Raw genomic sequence first — 18,009 nt, forward strand, 5'->3', positions numbered from 1 at the left:
AATATTGATTCAGGTTCTGATATAATAGTCAAACAAAGTTGAGCTAATAGCTTAACCAACTCATATCTATACCCCCTTTGCTGACGACAATAGCACGATGGAACCACCTGATCCCTTCTCGAACTCAGAAGTGAAACATCGTTGCGCCAATGGTAGTGTGGTTCGCCCATGTGAGAGTAGGTCATCGTCAGCTCCCTATACCTAAAAGCCCCCATTCAAATCTGAATGGGGGCTTTTTCCTTTGTCTAGGCTTTTTTCATTGGGTTTGTGATATGGTGTTGGCATAATAATTTCATACTTTTTACCGGATTTTATACATGCCAAAACAAGTCATATTTTTAGCAGTTGGATTTCTGCTTCTAGGAATACTTCCTTTACCCTATGGCTACTACACACTATTAAGACTTATCGCCTGTGCTGTATTTGCTTGGGCTGCCTATGTGACCTTTGAGAAAAAAGAATCAATATTGCCTTGGGTCTTTATTATTTTGGCATTACTGTTTAACCCACTGATAAAAGTTTATCTCTCGAAAGAGATATGGACTGTTATAGACGCTTGTTCAGCAATATTTTTGCTTATTGTCAGTCCTAAATTGCAGCAAGCATAGAATGCTCTTCGATTCAATCGTTGCGAAATCAATCTAATAAGTTACACATATTTTAAGAGGCTTAATTATTTAAGTCGATTATCGTGCAATGAGGTTAGCGATTAGTCTTAAAAGTCTTAAAGCATATACATATTAATCTAACCATTTTCAATTTATGAAGTGAGAGGGGTTATGAACGAAGAAAGTGTAGAAAGCGCCGATATCACCCCTAGATCGAAGTTACCATTTTCTCAGGCATGCGAAAATAATAAAGATCCAATATTGAGTGTGTTGCAACAAGAACTTCAAAATTACCATTATGTGTTTGAAGTTGGTTCAGGCACTGGGCAACATAGCATTTATTTCTCCCCCAGATTATCTCATTTACAATGGCAAACCAGCGATTTGGTTGATAATCATGGAGTTATTCAAGGGTGGCACGACCAACATCCTGCGCCTAATTTACATCCGCCCTTAGCCTTTGATCTGACTACGGATGATATACCTAAATCCCTTAACTCTATGAATAGCCAAACCGGTAATTTGCCATATGATGCTGTTTTCACTGCTAATACCCTACATATCATTGCTTGGCCTTTGGTTGAGAGGTTATTTGAGTTAGTCGGGGAAGCACTGCCTATTAATGGTAAGTTCATAATATACGGACCGTTTAATGAGAACGGCCAATATAGCAGTGATAGTAATAGACAGTTTGATAAGCATTTGCGTCAGCGAGATCCAAACAGTGGTATTCGTAATAAAGAGGATGTCGTTGCTTTAGCCAAACAGCATCAACTAATCTTAGATAAGCAGTATAAGATGCTTGCTAATAACGAGATTTTAGTTTTTAAAAAAACAAAGTTTGAACTTTGAGATATATAACCATCAACCTATTTTACTAATGCGAGTGAACGACTAGAGATAGGGCGGGTAAATTTCATTAGAAAATGAATAATTAGAAAAAACTTTAAAAAGGCAGTTGACAGAAAAAATTAAGGGTCTATAATACGCCCTCACTAAGACGGACATGAGGCAATAAATCGAGAGATTGAAAGCTGGTTCACTTAGAAAGAATTAAAATTAAGTGTTGACAACGATATTGAAATGTATATAATAGTCAGCCTGCTAAGCAACAACGTTATTACTAATTAATAATAACTGAGTGCAGCAAAAGATTTAACTTAGGCTTGGACGACAAGCTAAGATACTATTTAAAAGCTAAAATCAAAGAACAACTTGTGTGGATTTTTGCTGATTTAGAATGCTAAAAATTAAAGTTGGGATATCATCTTTTCGGTGATGTGACTAACTATAAAAATTATCATTCTTTATTAGTAAAGAAACTCGAAGTTAATTCATTATATGAAACATACGGAAAAGCAATTTGCTAGTATTGAATGAGCCAAGTTTAGAAGCTTCTTTAAAGAGCTTCATAGCAAGATTAAACTGAAGAGTTTGATCATGGCTCAGATTGAACGCTGGCGGCAGGCTTAACACATGCAAGTCGAGCGGTAACAGGAGAAGCTTGCTTCTTGCTGACGAGCGGCGGACGGGTGAGTAATACTTAGGAATCTGCCCAGTAGTGGGGGATAGCACGGGGAAACTCGTATTAATACCGCATACACCCTACGGGGAAAAGGGGGCGCTTGCGCTCTCGCTATTGGATGAGCCTAAGTCGGATTAGCTAGTTGGTGGGGTAAAGGCCTACCAAGGCGACGATCTGTAGCTGGTCTGAGAGGATGATCAGCCACACCGGGACTGAGACACGGCCCGGACTCCTACGGGAGGCAGCAGTGGGGAATATTGGACAATGGGGGCAACCCTGATCCAGCCATGCCGCGTGTGTGAAGAAGGCCTTTTGGTTGTAAAGCACTTTAAGCAGTGAAGAAGACTCTATGGTTAATACCCATAGACGATGACATTAGCTGCAGAATAAGCACCGGCTAACTCTGTGCCAGCAGCCGCGGTAATACAGAGGGTGCAAGCGTTAATCGGAATTACTGGGCGTAAAGCGAGCGTAGGTGGCTTAATAAGTCAGATGTGAAATCCCCGGGCTTAACCTGGGAACTGCATCTGATACTGTTGGGCTAGAGTAGGTGAGAGGGAGGTAGAATTTCAGGTGTAGCGGTGAAATGCGTAGAGATCTGAAGGAATACCGATGGCGAAGGCAGCCTCCTGGCATCATACTGACACTGAGGTTCGAAAGCGTGGGTAGCAAACAGGATTAGATACCCTGGTAGTCCACGCCGTAAACGATGTCTACTAGTCGTTGGGGAACTTGATTCCTTAGTGACGCAGCTAACGCAATAAGTAGACCGCCTGGGGAGTACGGCCGCAAGGTTAAAACTCAAATGAATTGACGGGGGCCCGCACAAGCGGTGGAGCATGTGGTTTAATTCGATGCAACGCGAAGAACCTTACCTGGTCTTGACATATCTAGAATCCTGCAGAGATGCGGGAGTGCCTTCGGGAATTAGAATACAGGTGCTGCATGGCTGTCGTCAGCTCGTGTCGTGAGATGTTGGGTTAAGTCCCGCAACGAGCGCAACCCTTTTCCTTAGTTACCAGCGGTTTGGCCGGGGACTCTAAGGATACTGCCAGTGACAAACTGGAGGAAGGCGGGGACGACGTCAAGTCATCATGGCCCTTACGACCAGGGCTACACACGTGCTACAATGGTAGGTACAGAGGGCTGCTACACAGCGATGTGATGCGAATCTCAAAAAGCCTATCGTAGTCCAGATTGGAGTCTGCAACTCGACTCCATGAAGTCGGAATCGCTAGTAATCGCGGATCAGAATGCCGCGGTGAATACGTTCCCGGGCCTTGTACACACCGCCCGTCACACCATGGGAGTTGATTGCACCAGAAGTGGGTAGCCTAACTTTTAGAGGGCGCTCACCACGGTGTGGTCGATGACTGGGGTGAAGTCGTAACAAGGTAGCCGTAGGGGAACCTGCGGCTGGATCACCTCCTTATTGACGCATTCGGTCAGCAAGAATTCACAACAAGTTGTTCTTTGATTTAGCAAGCTCTTAAGGGTCTGTAGCTCAGCTGGTTAGAGCACCGTGTTGATAACGCGGGGGTCATAAGTTCAAGTCTTATCAGACCCACCACTTATCCCGATACGGGGCCATAGCTCAGTTGGTAGAGCGCCTGCCTTGCACGCAGGAGGTCAGGAGTTCGACTCTCCTTGGCTCCACCATATTGGATTACGGATTAAGAGTGCATAAAATAGAATTAAGTGATTGTTTGATTACTTACTTCTGTTTTATACAGAAAATATATGACGATCTGATGAAGACGTTATCACTATTTAAAAACATAGATATGAGTTGTAATATACGGTTAGACGATGAATCATTCACTGAGCCATTGTCTAACCAGATAACCAACCTTTTAATGACATCAGTTGTTATCCCAAGGGGTTGGTTATCAAAGTAAAGAGAACTGAATCAAGCGTAAATTATCAAGGTGATATCGTTATAATTACAGACTAAAGACCCTTTGGGGTTGTATGGTCAAGTAATTAAGCGCACATGGTGGATGCCTTGGCAGTCAGAGGCGATGAAAGACGTGACAGCCTGCGATAAGCTTCGGGGAGGCGGCAATATCCTGTGATCCGGAGATTTCTGAATGGGGAAACCCACTTAGCGTAAGCTAGGTATACTAATTTATTAGTAAGCGAACGAGGGGAAGTGAAACATCTCAGTACCCTTAGGAAAAGACATCAATAGAGATTCCCCTAGTAGCGGCGAGCGAACGGGGAGGAGCCGACGGATTTATATGTAGAAGAACAGTGTGGGAAAACTGGCCATAGTGGGTGATAGCCCCGTATTCGAAACATATAATGAAGCATATTAAGTAGTGCGGAACACGAGAAATTCTGTATGAAGATGGGGGGACCATCCTCCAAGGCTAAATACTCCTGACTGACCGATAGTGAACCAGTACCGTGAGGGAAAGGCGAAAAGAACCCCTGTGAGGGGAGTGAAATAGAACCTGAAACCGTGTGCGTACAAGCAGTGGGAGCCCACTTGTTGGGTGACCGCGTACCTTTTGTATAATGGGTCAGCGACTTATATTCTGTAGCAAGGTTAACCGTTAGGGGAGCCGTAGGGAAACCGAGTCTTAATAGGGCGTATAGTTGCAGGGTATAGACCCGAAACCGAGTGATCTATCCATGAGCAGGTTGAAAGTGCCGTAACAGGCACCGGAGGACCGAACCCACTGTCGTTGAAAAGCCAGGGGATGACTTGTGGATAGGGGTGAAAGGCTAATCAAACTCGGTGATAGCTGGTTCTCCCCGAAAGCTATTTAGGTAGCGCCTCGGACGAACACCATTGGGGGTAGAGCACTGTTTCGGCTAGGGGGTCATACCGACTTACCAAACCGATGCAAACTCCGAATACCGATGAGTGATATCCGGGAGACACACGGCGGGTGCTAACGTCCGTCGTGGAGAGGGAAACAACCCAGACCGCCAGCTAAGGCCCCAAATTCCTAGTTAAGTGGGAAACGAAGTGGGAAGGCATAGACAGCTAGGAGGTTGGCTTAGAAGCAGCCATCCTTTAAAGAAAGCGTAATAGCTCACTAGTCGAGTCGGCCCGCGCGGAAGATGTAACGGGGCTCAAACTAGGAGCCGAAGCTGCGGATTTGAAAATTGTTTCAAGTGGTAGGGGAGCGTTGTGTAAGCCTGTGAAGGTGTATCGTAAGGTATGCTGGAGGTATCACAAGAGCGAATGCTGACGTGAGTAACGATAATGCGAGTGAAAAGCTCGCACGCCGGAAGATCAAGGGTTCCAGTCCAACGTTAATCGGGGCTGGGTGAGTCGACCCCTAAGGCGAGGCCGAAAGGCGTAGTCGATGGGAAATCGGTTAATATTCCGATACTTGTTTATGATGTGATGGAGGGACGGAGAAGGTTATGCCAGCCTGGCGATGGTTGTCCAGGTGGAAGGATGTAGGTAGACGGCTTAGGCAAATCCGGGCTGTTAATACTGAGATCTGATAGCAAGCTGTACTTGTACAGCGAAGTGGCAAATACCATGCTTCCAGGAAAAGCTTCTAAACTATAGTCATAAACGAATCGTACCCTAAACCGACACAGGTGATCAGGTAGAGAATACCAAGGCGCTTGAGAGAACTCTGCTGAAGGAACTAGGCAAAATGGTACCGTAACTTCGGGAGAAGGTACGCTGCTGGAGGTGAAGGACTTGCTCCGTAAGCTTCTAGCAGTCGCAGATACCAGGCTGCTGCAACTGTTTATTAAAAACACAGCACTCTGCAAACACGAAAGTGGACGTATAGGGTGTGATGCCTGCCCGGTGCTGGAAGGTTAATTGATGGGCTTAGCGTATGCGAAGGTCTTGATCGAAGCCCCAGTAAACGGCGGCCGTAACTATAACGGTCCTAAGGTAGCGAAATTCCTTGTCGGGTAAGTTCCGACCTGCACGAATGGCATAATGATGGCAGCGCTGTCTCCAGCAGAGACTCAGTGAAATCGAAATCGCAGTGAAGATGCTGTGTACCCGCGGCTAGACGGAAAGACCCCGTGAACCTTTACTACAGCTTTACATTGAACTTTGACCTGACTTGTGCAGGATAGGTGGGAGGCTTTGAAGCAGATACGCCAGTATTTGTGGAGCCATCCTTGAAATACCACCCTGGTCATGTTGGGGTTCTAACTCAGGTATAACAATACCGAGGACAATGTATGGTGGGTAGTTTGACTGGGGCGGTCTCCTCCTAAAGAGTAACGGAGGAGTACGAAGGTGCGCTCAGAACGGTCGGAAATCGTTCATAGAGTATAAAGGCAAAAGCGCGCTTAACTGCGAGACCCACAAGTCGAGCAGGTACGAAAGTAGGTCTTAGTGATCCGGTGGTTCTGTATGGAAGGGCCATCGCTCAACGGATAAAAGGTACTCTGGGGATAACAGGCTGATACCGCCCAAGAGTTCATATCGACGGCGGTGTTTGGCACCTCGATGTCGGCTCATCTCATCCTAGGGCTGAAGCAGGTCCTAAGGGTATGGCTGTTCGCCATTTAAAGAGGTACGCGAGCTGGGTTTAGAACGTCGTGAGACAGTTCGGTCCCTATCTACCGTGGGCGTTGGAAATTTGAGAGGATCTGCTCCTAGTACGAGAGGACCAGAGTGGACGAACCGCTGGTGTTCGGGTTGTCATGCCAATGGCATTGCCCGGTAGCTACGTTCGGATTGGATAACCGCTGAAAGCATCTAAGCGGGAAGCCAACCTCAAGATTAGATTTCCCTTAAGAGCCGTTCAAGACTAGGACGTTGATAGGCAGGGTGTGGAAGCGCAGTGATGCGTGTAGCTAACCTGTACTAATTGCTCGTTTGGCTTGACCATACAACACCCAAGTGGTTTTGTAGCTCCTTATAAAGAGCAAGCTATAATTATTTCGATATCACCCTGATAATATATTGATTCAGGTTCTGATATAATAGTCAAACAAAGTTGAGCTAATAGCTTAACCAACTCATATCTATACCCCCTTTGCTGACGACAATAGCACGATGGAACCACCTGATCCCTTCTCGAACTCAGAAGTGAAACATCGTTGCGCCAATGGTAGTGTGGTTCGCCCATGTGAGAGTAGGTCATCGTCAGCTCCCTATACCTTAAAAGCCCCCATTCATTTCTGAATGGGGGCTTTTTTTATGTCTGGGTTTTAATTTCGTAATAGCCACTGCTGCTAAAAATATTACTACTAAATAATTTGCTTTGCTTTGACTCTAAAATAAATCATCAATCTCTACATCATGTTCAAAATCAAATGCCATCTGCTGTTTTTGCCGACTACGCATTTGCTCTATTCGTTGTCTACGTCCTACGATAAGCCGTAATACCTCTCGTCTCTGCTCATTGGTCATTCTTAACCATAATTGTCTTTCTTCGCGGCTACGCAAGCAGCCGAAGCAATATCCTTTTTTATTGCTTTGGCATACCCCAATACAGGGATTGTCAATTTCAAACATTTCAATTTGATCGAACATGACTTTTATCCTGTCTTTAGGTATTGATCTAACCAATTAAGTTTTGCTACAACGCTAAAATTGATGAACAAAGGCAACTCGGTAAGGCGATAGCCTATAGTAGAATAACCTTTTGTGATTTAATCAATTTTAGCATGATTCCTTTAAGCCTTTCATTCGTGATAATCTTGCTGAGCCAGTTAAATATAAAGGATTTGCGATGAGAATTATATATATCCATGGTCTTGATAGCACCGCCAACTCGATAAAAGGCCAATTACTTGAGCAATATTGTCGAACTTATCATCCTGACGTAGAAGTGATTAGACCTGACTTGAATCAATCACCCGATGAAGTATTTTCTAAGCTGTGTAATTTGGTTCAATCAGTACATTCAACCCCATCTCAGCCTCTTAATTCCACGATGGTTATGGGAAGCTCTCTAGGTGGCTATTTTGCAAGTTTAGTCAGTAATGAGACAGGATGTCCTGCGGTTCTGTTAAACCCCAGCACCAAGCCTCACGTTAGCTTACAACGCTTTGTCAATGATACTGTAATAGACAGTATTGCCTGTGATGATAGTAATGATACAGTTATTTATCGTACGACTGGGGGATGGGGGATTACTTTAGGAGACTTAGATTGGTTTGGCAGTCATAAGCTGACACAGATTTTATACCCTAAGAAAGTGTTTGCTGTTATTAAAAAGGGCGATGAACTATTAGATCCTAGGATTGCTACTGAATTTTATCGTTTACAAGGGGTTGAGGTAGCACTGCAATCAGGTGGCGATCACCGTATGACGGATTTCGAAAGTCAACTACCTATGATTATGGACTATCTAATTTCCTTGCGGTAAATCGCTATTTTTGTGAATTGGCTTCTTTTACCGTGCTGTTTTCTTTACGTCATTTGCTGTCGTTAATACTTTTACTAACCCCCTATGTTTTACGATATTAGTTATAATATGGCTAATAATTAAACGCTTAATTAAGCAAAGGATATTATTGTGAGCAATTATACAGCACAGTCACTTGAAGTTTTAGAGGGTCTTGAACCAGTACGTCGCCGCCCTGGTATGTATACGGATACCACCCGTCCTAATCACTTAGCACAAGAGGTGATAGATAACTCAGTGGACGAGGCTCTAGCGGGTCATGCCAAGACTATTAAGGTGCAGCTGCATGAGGATGGCTCATTGTCCGTGGAAGATGATGGACGCGGGATGCCAACAGACATCCATCCTGAATTTAATCAAACAGGTATCGAGCTTATCCTGACCCGTCTTCATGCAGGGGGTAAATTTAATACCAGTAACTATCAAGTGTCTGGTGGTCTGCATGGGGTAGGTATTTCTGTCGTTAACGCTTTGTCTAAGCGGGTAGAGGTGACTGTATGGCGTGACGGTATTCAGTATGATATTGCCTTTGAAAATGGCGCTCCTGTCACTAAATTAACAGAGTCAGTAAGTTCTAATAAGCGCAAAAGAGGCACCAAAGTTCGCTTTTGGGTGGACGATTCGTTTTTTGACACTCCTAAATTCAGCGTCAAGCAGCTTAAGCACAATCTAAAAGCAAAGGCAGTATTAGCAGCGGGTTTGACCATTGAATTTTATGATGAAGCCAATAAAGATAAAGTAGTGTGGCAATTCGCTGATGGGGTCGTAGAGTATCTCAATGAACAGCTTGATGGCCTAGAAACGCTACCGCCACAACCTTTCTATTTTGTATATGAAGCCAAAGACGGTGAGCGTGCTGGGGTTACCTTTGCTTTATCTTGGTTACCTGAAGGCGGTCATCCTATTCAAGAAAGCTATGTTAACCTGATTCCTACAGCGCAAGGTGGTACCCATGTTAATGGCTTACGTACAGGCATCTTAGAAGCACTGCGTGAATTTTGTGAAATCCATAACCTATTACCACGCAATGTTAAATTGACCGGAGAAGATGTCTGGGACGGGGTCAACTATATCTTGTCTCTTAAGTTCTCTGAGCCACAATTTTCAGGTCAGACCAAAGAGCGACTTTCTAGTCGAGAAGCGGCAGGTGCAGTACAAGCCCAAGCCAAAGATGCCTTTAGCCTATGGTTAAACCAACATGCTGACTTGGGTGCTCAAATTGCCGAATTGGCTATCTCGAAAGCCGGTAAGCGTTTAAAGTCTGCCAAAAAAGTAGCCCGCAAAAAAATTACGCAAGGACCTGCATTACCTGGCAAGTTAGCGGATTGTCGTGGTGGCGTACGTGACGGCGCTGAGTTGTTTTTAGTAGAGGGTGATTCAGCGGGTGGTAGTGCCAAACAGGCCCGTGATCGTCATTTCCAAGCTATTTTGCCCCTGCGTGGTAAGATTTTGAATACTTGGGAAGTCTCCCCCGATACGGTACTTTCAAGTCGTGAAATTCATGATATTGCAATTGCTATTGGCGTGGACCCAGCATCTGATGACTTATCAGAGCTTCGCTACGACAAAATTTGTATTTTGGCCGATGCCGACTCTGATGGTCTACATATTGCGACTTTAATTTGTGCGCTATTTGTCAAACATTTCCCAGCATTAGTTGATGCGGGTCACTTGTTTGTTGCTATGCCGCCCCTATATAGAATAGATATCGGCAAAGAAGTTCACTATGCCCTAGATGAGGCTGAATTAGAGCATATCTTAAGCAAGGTGCCTGGTAATAAAAAGCCGCAAATTACCCGCTTTAAAGGTTTGGGTGAGATGAGTGCTGAGCAATTGCGTGAGACCACCATGCATCCTGATACGCGTAAATTGGTCCAATTAGATATGGATGATATGCAGTTGACCAATAGCGTAATGGACATGCTTCTGGCCAAAAAACGAGCGTCTGATCGTAAGACGTGGCTTGAGGGTAAAGGTGATCTTGCTGATATTATCGTGTGATTTTAAATTTTTGAATAAAGTATTAGAACTAATGGAAGTTAAAGTAAGGATGCAGTGTAATGTCTAAGCATGACTCGTTAAAAAATGCCCCAATGAACATCAGGCAAAGATTTAGCCATAAGGCTTTGGGCGATAAGGTACCAAGACGCAAGGGTCGCATTGTCGCACCTGTATTTCGTACGATTTTTAAATCTCTGGGCTGGAAAGTAGTAGGTAATATCCCCAACGTTCCCAAAGCAGTTCTGCTGGCGTTACCGCATACCTCAAATTTCGATGGTTTATATGCAATTCCATTCATCCTTGGTTATGATATAGATATCAAGATAATGGGCAAAGATAGTTTGTTTAAATACCCCGTCTTATCTTCATTTTTTAAGTGGGCAGGTATTATTCCCATTAATCGAAATAAGAAAGGGACTGTGTTACAGGCGACCATTGACCGCATGAAGCGTAGTGATTCGTTATTTTTAGGACTGGCGCCTGAAGGCACTCGAGGCTATACCGAAAAATTGAAAACGGGATTTTATTACATTGCTAAAGAAGCAGAGGTGCCAATTATCCCTGTTGCCATGGATTATAAGACTAAAGAAATACGGTTTATGACCCCAGTCACGCCCAGTGACGATTTTGATGCAGATATGCAAAAAATCTTATCTCAATATAAAGGGGTAGTGCCTAAATATCCTGAGAAGATGTCAAAAGTTTTACAAGATGTTAATGATTAAAGTTTAGTAATCTTCTAATAAACCCTTTATGAAAAAAGACCTATCTAAATTTAGATAGGTCTTTTCAGTGGAAGGCTATAATCAATATATCGCAGTAATGATTCATCGTCGTCTAAAGGTAATTAAAAGCTTATTAAAGGCCCATTAAAAACTTAGTAGTTGGCTATTAAAGGGTTAGGCTTAGCCCACCATCTACGGCAAGTGTGGTACCAGTAATTATGCTCGATTCATGACTTGCTAAAAATAAGATGGCATTTGCAATCTCTTCCATATGCAGTAATTTACTCAATGGGCTTTGTTCTGTGAAGAGTGCCACATTATCAATGTCATCACTATCTTCAACCGTCAGACCAGCATGTACCCCATTCACTCTAACTTCTTTAGAACCATAGTCTAAAGCAAGTTGCTTATTGTGCGCTGTTAAGTCCTCATAAGCCTTTTTATAAGCGGTTAATGACCACTGCTCACTGGTGTCAGATAATAAGGAGACATTGACAATACTACCTTTTGTTTTAGCCAATTCTGTCAAAAGTGCTTGGCTGATTTTAACCTCAGTATTGATATTTATTAGACCATCCACTCTATGGTATTTATCTAATATATGGCTAACCAATCTTTCACCTTGCTGTTCATTGGTAATATCACAAGTAACGGCTAAATGATTGCCGGTATTTATCCAAGTATGGTCTTCAGGAAGCTCACTGGCTATATGTTCTAACAGAGTACTATTGGTACCTAACAGAATCACATTAGCCCCTTCCCGTGCTAACTGTAGTGCAGTTACTCGACCAAGACTAGAGTCCGCCCCAGTGATAATAATGGCTTTATCATTAAATCGCTTCATATACTCTTAACCTGTTCGTTTATAAATTTATAAGTGTCTATTATGATTCTGACAAGAAAGAGCAGGGATAGCAACTGCCATATTAAGGGTTTAAGTAACGGGTTTGTCTTTATCTGGATCTATCATGCTTAATGGAAGATGACTCAAACATAACTCAAAGATACTTATAAGCTAAACAAGTCAAAGCGAGACCATCAAACAAACCGACAATAAAAAAGGCAGCCTATAAAGGCTGCCTCTTTGAATATAACGTTACTATTAAACCGTTAATTCACTACTTCTTATTTATCATCTGAAGTAGGAATGGTTGGCTCATCACCTGAAATAGTAGTGATTGAAGGGGCATCACCTGTCTTTTCAGCAGTATTAGCGATAGCTTTCTCAACTTTCGCTTTCTCAGCTTCTGTCTCAGCTTTGTCTTGAAGTTTACGTAAGAAGCGAGCAGCAGCTTCTTGACCACCAAGACCGAATGATAGAGCAAAGGCAACAGCAACTGCACCCAAAGTAAGACCAAAAGCAAGGTTAACAATAGAGTCTGCAATACCCATTGCTTTTAGACCCATTGCCAATACCAGACCCATGATTAATACACGAACAATATTTGCTAAGAATTGTGATCCTTTATCAGAACGTTCAACCACACCAGCGATGATGTTGGCTAACCAGAAACCGATGAATAGGATAACTGCGCCTAGAATAATGTCGGCACCAAAGGCGATGAACATGGTAATAATAGCACTAATTTGCTCGAAGCCTAGTAGATCAGCAGCTAGGATACCGGCAAATAGCATAGCAAAGAAGATAATTGCGTAAGCTACCAAGTCTGATACTTGAGTTTTACCCATCGCACTATCAAGACCCACTTTAGCAGGAATAGCATTAATGGTTGTATTTTCAAGTAGACCTTTCACCACATTCGCTACCATCTTCATGATGAAGTAAGTGATGATTAAAATAGCCGCTGCCGTAAAGATGTTTGGCAACGCATTCATAATTTTGTTCAGCATATTGGTCGCTGGACGAGAGATAACTTCAATCTTTAACGCATCAAGAGCGATGATAGTCGTTGGAATGATAACTAGTAAGAAAGCCAGTGAACCACCAATATTTGGTAAGCTATTTTCACGACTGTTACTGATGCCTGCTTTTTCAGCAAAGCCTTGTAGGTTTAAGCTTGAAATCATGTTGGTGACGATGCCACGAACAATTTTAGCAACGATATAACCCACAAAGAATACAACGCCTGCCATAAAGATATTAGGAAGGTAGCTGACGGCTTTATTAAGCATATTAGTTAGAGGGGCAAATAGACCGTCTAACTGTAATTGACCTAAAACAATAACTAGGATAAACAGCAAGATTACCCAATACACCATATCAGCAATAGTATTGCTCATAGGCTGAACACCGGCTTCTGCACTTAGTTTTTCATCTAATGTGGTTTTAGAAAGCGCAGTGTTGATTGCGGTACGGGCAACTGTTGCCACTACCCAACCAATCACACCGATAATAACGGCGCCAAGAAGTGTTGGGATGAAAGACAGAACACTGTCAATCATATTGGCAAATGGAGCAGAAATAGCATTTAAGCTAAGCATGCTTAATGCACCAGAAATGGCCATTAAGAAAATAAACCAGAAAACGACTTTAGAGATAATATTTTCTAAATCGTAAGCTTTACCCGTTGAGGTATTCATGCGTTGATTTAAATTAACGCGAGCAAGTAAGTTACGAACAACGCCGGCAAGTGCCATGGCAATTAACCAACCAATAACGAACACTAAAATGGCTGCGATAATCGAGCCAATAGGTCCGCCTAGATTGTTATTAAACCAAACAAACATGTTGTCCATGCTGTTTCTCCTATAATGTAATTCAATAAATGGGCCTATAAATGGCCCCAGTATATACTTTGTATTTTTAAGTTTAAGTGTTAAGCCAAACTGAGTTTATTAAGTTATTGATAAACAAAGCATTAAATTAATGTTTTAAAATAAACAGTAGATTAAAAAATCTCTGATGAAATTAATGGTTCCATTAAATGAATTATTTATGCTAATTAATTAGTGAAAACCCTTAACCTCTATCACTTCCTAATATGTCACATAAAAGAGTGATAGTTAACGAGACCACTGTAGCGGATTAAGCAGCAATAATAAATAGCTTTTATTAATATAAGTTTAAATTTATGTGATAAGTTGTGACATAAAAGGGCTTTATTAACATTTTCTATACAATAATTCTATGATTTTCTTTGCCTTTGTGGTGCTTAATCTGCGATTTTGATATGATGGGTTCCAATATTATAAGAAACATTTAATGTCATCTTTATTACAATTGTCTCGTGATACTTGGTGGTTTAAACGTTAAAATAGCCGTATTCAGTGATAGGATGTCAGACATTTATTATTTTCGATGTTGTCTGGCTATTTATCCGACTCATTAGATTATTATTTCACTTAAAATAGAGTTTATTTATGAACAAAGTAATGGTACCTAAGTTTTTAGCAGTGGCCTTAATGAGCACTTTAGCCTTTGGTTGTGCGAATAACGGTAATAAGTCTGATCAAAGCAGCTCAAGCTCAACAGTAACTGAAAAAAGTGCTGAACTTGAAAAAGTAGGCTACAGCATAGGGTATGCCACTGCTGAAAGTTACAAAGAATCTTTGAATGATCTTAATCTAGATACCTTCGAACAAGGCTTCCGTGATGCTTACGGCAATAAAAAAGCAGCACTGACTAAAGAGCAAATGCAAGAAGTTATGACCAAGTACGAAGAAAAGAAACAAGCTGAAATGATGGAAAAAATGAAGCAAGACGCCGTCAAAAATAAAGCAGCTGGTGATAAATTCTTAGCAGAAAACGCTAAAAAAGAAGGGGTAAAAACTACTGCTTCTGGATTACAGTATAAAGAGATTAAACCAGGTACCGGCAAACCAGTCGGCAATAGTGAAATGGTAAAAATCAACTATGAAGGTAAGTTGCTAGACGGTACGGTGTTTGATAGCTCATATGATAGAGGCGAACCAGTTGTCTTCCCAGTTGAGGGTATGATTCCTGGATTTACTGAAGGACTAAAACTTATGAAAGAAGGCGGCACTTACGAGTTATATATCCCAGCTGACTTAGCTTACGGTGAAACAGGTAACTCAGGTATTGATCCTAACAGTACTTTAATCTTTAAAGTAGAAATGATTGAAGTGAATCCTAAGATGCCTGCGCAGCCTGCTCAATAAGTCAGCTGCACTAATTGCATTTTATGAGTCATATTAGTCACTGACTTGTCTAGCATAAGTTTAAAAAGAGATATCAGTGATAAAAAAAAGACCTGCTTAAGCAGGTCTTTTTTTTGGTTATTAAAAATGCGCCACTCAAATGAGTTGGCGCGTTTTTAGTTGGTACCTAGTTTAGTTGGTAAATAGCTTAGTTGATAAATAGTTAGTTAGTCGCTAACAACGGTAAAAATTACAAAGGTTTTTTGAAAACTTTGGAATTTCGGCCATTGTGATAAGCGGTTCTGCGAGGTTCAGGTAGCATCTCTGCACTAACTTCCTCAAAACCTTGCTCAATGAACCAATGTGCCGTACGGGTGGTTAAAGCAAATAAGTTGTGACGTCCATGACTACGGGCTTGCTGCTCTAGAAAAGCCAATAAGTCGGCACCACGGCTGCCATTGCGATAATCAGGGTGAATGGCAATAGAGGCCACCTCCGCCGAGTCTTCATCAAGCGGATAAAGGGCAGCGCAGCCTAAGATCATACCATCACGTTCGATAACGCTATACAGTTCAATTTCTTGCTCTAGGCGTTCGCGTGAACGTTGTACCAGGATACCTTGTTCCTCTAGAGGAGAAAGCAATTCAATCAAGCCGACCACATCATCAATAGTCGCACGGCGAATTTCTTCATAAGGATCATGACTGATTAAGGTACCTGAACCATCGCGGGTAAATAATTCTTCTAGTAAAGCGCCATCTTGAGCATAAGAAATGATATGAGTGCGGTGGATACCTTCACGGCAAGCTTGTGCTGCGCAGTGTAAGAAGTAATAAATTTCACGCTCAAGGTCACGGTCTCTTAAGAAACGATCGACCTCATTCGGAATCATAGCGTGTAACAGTCGACCTTCTTCATTAATACCAGTTTCACCGCCAAGGAAAATTAATTTATCCGCATTGAGGGCAACCGCAGCCTTTAAGGCCACATCTTCACCCAGTAAGTTGAAAATCTCGCCTGTTGCAGAATAGCCCATAGAACCTAAAATCACCATATGATTGTGAAGCAGGTTGTTTTTGATGGCTTCTACATCGATAGAGCGTACTTCACCTGTCATCTGATAATCTACGCCATCTCTTACGCCGTAAGGTCTGGCAGTGACAAAATTGCCTGATACGGCATCAATACGTGAGCCATACATTGGTGAGTTGGCCAGGCCCATAGACAATTGAGCTTCAATCTGCAGGCGAATGGCACCGACAGCCTCTAAAATAGTAGGCATTGCTTCACGCGGTGTGACGCGGATGTCTTTGTGCAAAGGAGAGTCGATCCCTAGCTGCTTTAAGTTCTTTTCAATCTGTGGTCGCGCCCCATGTACCAGTACCAGTTTAATACCCAAGCTATGCAGTAAGGCGAAGTCATGAATTAAATTACTGAAATTGGGGTGGTTAACCGCTTCTCCGCCAAACATAATGACAAACGTTTTACCTCTATGGGTATTGATATAAGGCGCAGAATTACGGAACCAATGGACATAGTCAGGAGTTATTTGTGGCATAGCAGTATCATTCATATCAAAATATCACAATAGGCTTGAGGCGAATTAGAGGAAAATATACGCTTTTACGATAGCAAAAAATGCCAACTTGGGCTATCTTTATTTTATTAGTAAAAGCCAAGCAACTGACTTAATACAGTTAGTTACGCCAATTTGTCGCATACTATCTGTTTTGAATCTGCTCTTAACTGTATTCGCCTTTATGTCTATACTGACATTGCCTGTATAATTTAAAGGTGTAAAATCAGACAATCTATCTTTAATGATCATAATAACAGCGTTTCGATAATAGCGTGTCAGTCACATGAATCTAGTTTGCTTATTAAATCAGTCCATAATTAATTCAATTGATGACTTAATCATTATGTTTAATGACTATGCTTAATAACTATAGAGACTAGACGAAATACCTATATAGATAAAATAAGCATGACAGACAAAATAGGCGTAAGGTCTTGATTGTATAGACACTATGGTTAAGATTGCTGATACAGACTAAGTTTTTTAATATTTTACAACACTTTATAACCCTCACTTAAAAGGAAAGGTATCCTATGAAATTTTCTGCTTCAACTTCCTCTAAATTGGTTGCTAAGTTCGCTAGTGTTACAGCAGTAGCGTCAGTGATGTTGGCAGGTAGCCTAAGCGCACAAGCCATGTTGCCGACGCCTGAGCCTGAAATGAGTAACCCAAGCAATGCGCAAAACGCAGCGGTTATGCAACAAGGTCAAACCAATCAGGCCGGTAAAGTAACCACCAAAACCGTTGCTGCTTTAATCAGTGTTGATGCCCAAGGTCAGCCTGCGTTAAAACCTATTGATGCCACAACTCGTCTGAAAAAAGGTAACGTTATTGAATATCATAGCTACTTTACCAACAATAGCTCAGACCGTATGCGTAATATGACTGTGACAATGAGCATTCCTGATGAAGTTAAGTTGGTAGGTAAAGTGTCTCCAGATACAGCTTCTGCTAGTGTAGATGGTACTAACTTCAACCGTATGCCACTACGTGGTCGTATTAATGGTGAAATGCAAGATGTGCCTTTAGACATGTATAAGCAACTACGTTGGAACATCGAAGGCTTAGGAGTGAATGAAACGGCAGTGGTTAAATATCGTGCTGTGGTTCGTTAATTTTAAGTTTTATAGACATTAATTAAGTATCGGCTTCCCTCATTTAA

Annotated in this window: 11 protein-coding genes, 2 tRNA genes and 4 rRNA genes; 13 read left to right on the plus strand and 4 right to left on the minus strand. The window is 42.1% G+C overall.

The annotated features are described in order from the left end of the window. Positions 1–79: 79 nt before the first annotated feature. The 8 genes from rrf (LK453_RS05100) to rrf (LK453_RS05135) all read left to right on the plus strand — a co-directional run bounded on the left by rrf (LK453_RS05100) (position 80) and on the right by rrf (LK453_RS05135) (position 7,222). Positions 80–193, plus strand: a 5S ribosomal RNA gene (rrf, locus tag LK453_RS05100). 124 nt (positions 194–317) lie between these two features. After that, the gene (locus LK453_RS05105; protein ID WP_201538626.1) at positions 318–608 is read left to right on the plus strand and encodes a DUF6804 family protein; all 291 of its coding nucleotides are present in this window, start codon (positions 318–320) and stop codon (positions 606–608) included. 171 nt (positions 609–779) lie between these two features. Next, complete coding sequence (locus tag LK453_RS05110; protein ID WP_201538628.1) at positions 780–1,460, plus strand: DUF938 domain-containing protein; 681 nt, start codon at positions 780–782, stop codon at positions 1,458–1,460. Positions 1,461–2,030: 570 nt separating this feature from the next. Further along, positions 2,031–3,565: ribosomal RNA gene (locus tag LK453_RS05115) — 16S ribosomal RNA — on the plus strand. A 61-nt stretch (positions 3,566–3,626) separates the two neighbouring features. Next, positions 3,627–3,703 (plus strand) — tRNA-Ile (locus LK453_RS05120). A 13-nt stretch (positions 3,704–3,716) separates the two neighbouring features. Then, positions 3,717–3,792, plus strand: a tRNA-Ala gene (locus LK453_RS05125). Between the two features lie 314 nt (positions 3,793–4,106). Further along, a 23S ribosomal RNA gene (locus tag LK453_RS05130) occupies positions 4,107–6,959 on the plus strand. A gap of 149 nt (positions 6,960–7,108) precedes the next feature. Beyond that, a 5S ribosomal RNA gene (rrf, locus tag LK453_RS05135) occupies positions 7,109–7,222 on the plus strand. The 16S, 23S and 5S rRNA genes sit together here with 2 tRNA genes alongside, the layout of an rRNA operon. A gap of 123 nt (positions 7,223–7,345) precedes the next feature. Here rrf (LK453_RS05135) and LK453_RS05140 read toward each other — a convergent pair. Further along, on the minus strand, positions 7,346–7,606 hold the full coding sequence (locus tag LK453_RS05140) for a DUF1289 domain-containing protein (protein ID WP_007395964.1): 261 nt from the start codon (positions 7,604–7,606) through the stop codon (positions 7,346–7,348). Between the two features lie 199 nt (positions 7,607–7,805). Between LK453_RS05140 and LK453_RS05145 the strand changes: the two genes are divergently transcribed. The 3 genes from LK453_RS05145 (at position 7,806) to LK453_RS05155 (ending at position 11,209) form a co-directional block, all read left to right on the plus strand. Further along, the gene (locus tag LK453_RS05145; protein WP_201541969.1) at positions 7,806–8,444 is read left to right on the plus strand and encodes a YqiA/YcfP family alpha/beta fold hydrolase; all 639 of its coding nucleotides are present in this window, start codon (positions 7,806–7,808) and stop codon (positions 8,442–8,444) included. 150 nt (positions 8,445–8,594) lie between these two features. Then, positions 8,595–10,484, plus strand: coding sequence for a DNA topoisomerase IV subunit B (gene parE, locus LK453_RS05150; protein WP_201538391.1), 1,890 nt, complete (start codon positions 8,595–8,597; stop codon positions 10,482–10,484). Between the two features lie 59 nt (positions 10,485–10,543). Then, positions 10,544–11,209, plus strand: coding sequence for a 1-acyl-sn-glycerol-3-phosphate acyltransferase (locus tag LK453_RS05155; protein ID WP_201538389.1), 666 nt, complete (start codon positions 10,544–10,546; stop codon positions 11,207–11,209). A gap of 166 nt (positions 11,210–11,375) precedes the next feature. Here the strand turns inward: LK453_RS05155 and LK453_RS05160 are convergent, their stop codons facing one another. Both LK453_RS05160 and LK453_RS05165 read right to left on the minus strand, forming a co-directional pair. Beyond that, positions 11,376–12,053 carry an SDR family NAD(P)-dependent oxidoreductase gene (locus LK453_RS05160; RefSeq protein ID WP_201529425.1) on the minus strand — a complete coding sequence of 226 codons (678 nt, stop codon included), beginning with the start codon at positions 12,051–12,053 and terminating at the stop codon, positions 11,376–11,378. Positions 12,054–12,334: 281 nt separating this feature from the next. After that, the gene (locus LK453_RS05165; RefSeq protein WP_007395959.1) at positions 12,335–13,906 is read right to left on the minus strand and encodes a mechanosensitive ion channel; all 1,572 of its coding nucleotides are present in this window, start codon (positions 13,904–13,906) and stop codon (positions 12,335–12,337) included. A 624-nt stretch (positions 13,907–14,530) separates the two neighbouring features. Here LK453_RS05165 and LK453_RS05170 point away from each other — a divergent pair. Continuing rightward, positions 14,531–15,289: an FKBP-type peptidyl-prolyl cis-trans isomerase gene (locus tag LK453_RS05170; RefSeq protein WP_201529421.1), complete on the plus strand. Its 759-nt coding sequence runs from the start codon at positions 14,531–14,533 to the stop codon at positions 15,287–15,289. A gap of 229 nt (positions 15,290–15,518) precedes the next feature. On the opposite strand, the gene argA is transcribed toward LK453_RS05170, so the two are convergent. Continuing rightward, positions 15,519–16,841 (minus strand): amino-acid N-acetyltransferase, encoded by a 1,323-nt coding sequence (gene argA / locus LK453_RS05175; RefSeq protein ID WP_201538387.1) that lies wholly within the window; start codon positions 16,839–16,841, stop codon positions 15,519–15,521. A gap of 539 nt (positions 16,842–17,380) precedes the next feature. Between argA and LK453_RS05180 the strand changes: the two genes are divergently transcribed. Next, positions 17,381–17,962, plus strand: coding sequence for a hypothetical protein (locus LK453_RS05180; RefSeq protein WP_007395956.1), 582 nt, complete (start codon positions 17,381–17,383; stop codon positions 17,960–17,962). Positions 17,963–18,009 lie beyond the last annotated feature (47 nt).

The sequence above is a fragment of the Psychrobacter sanguinis genome (genome assembly GCF_020736705.1).
Classification (GTDB): Bacteria; Pseudomonadota; Gammaproteobacteria; order Pseudomonadales; family Moraxellaceae; genus Psychrobacter; species Psychrobacter sanguinis.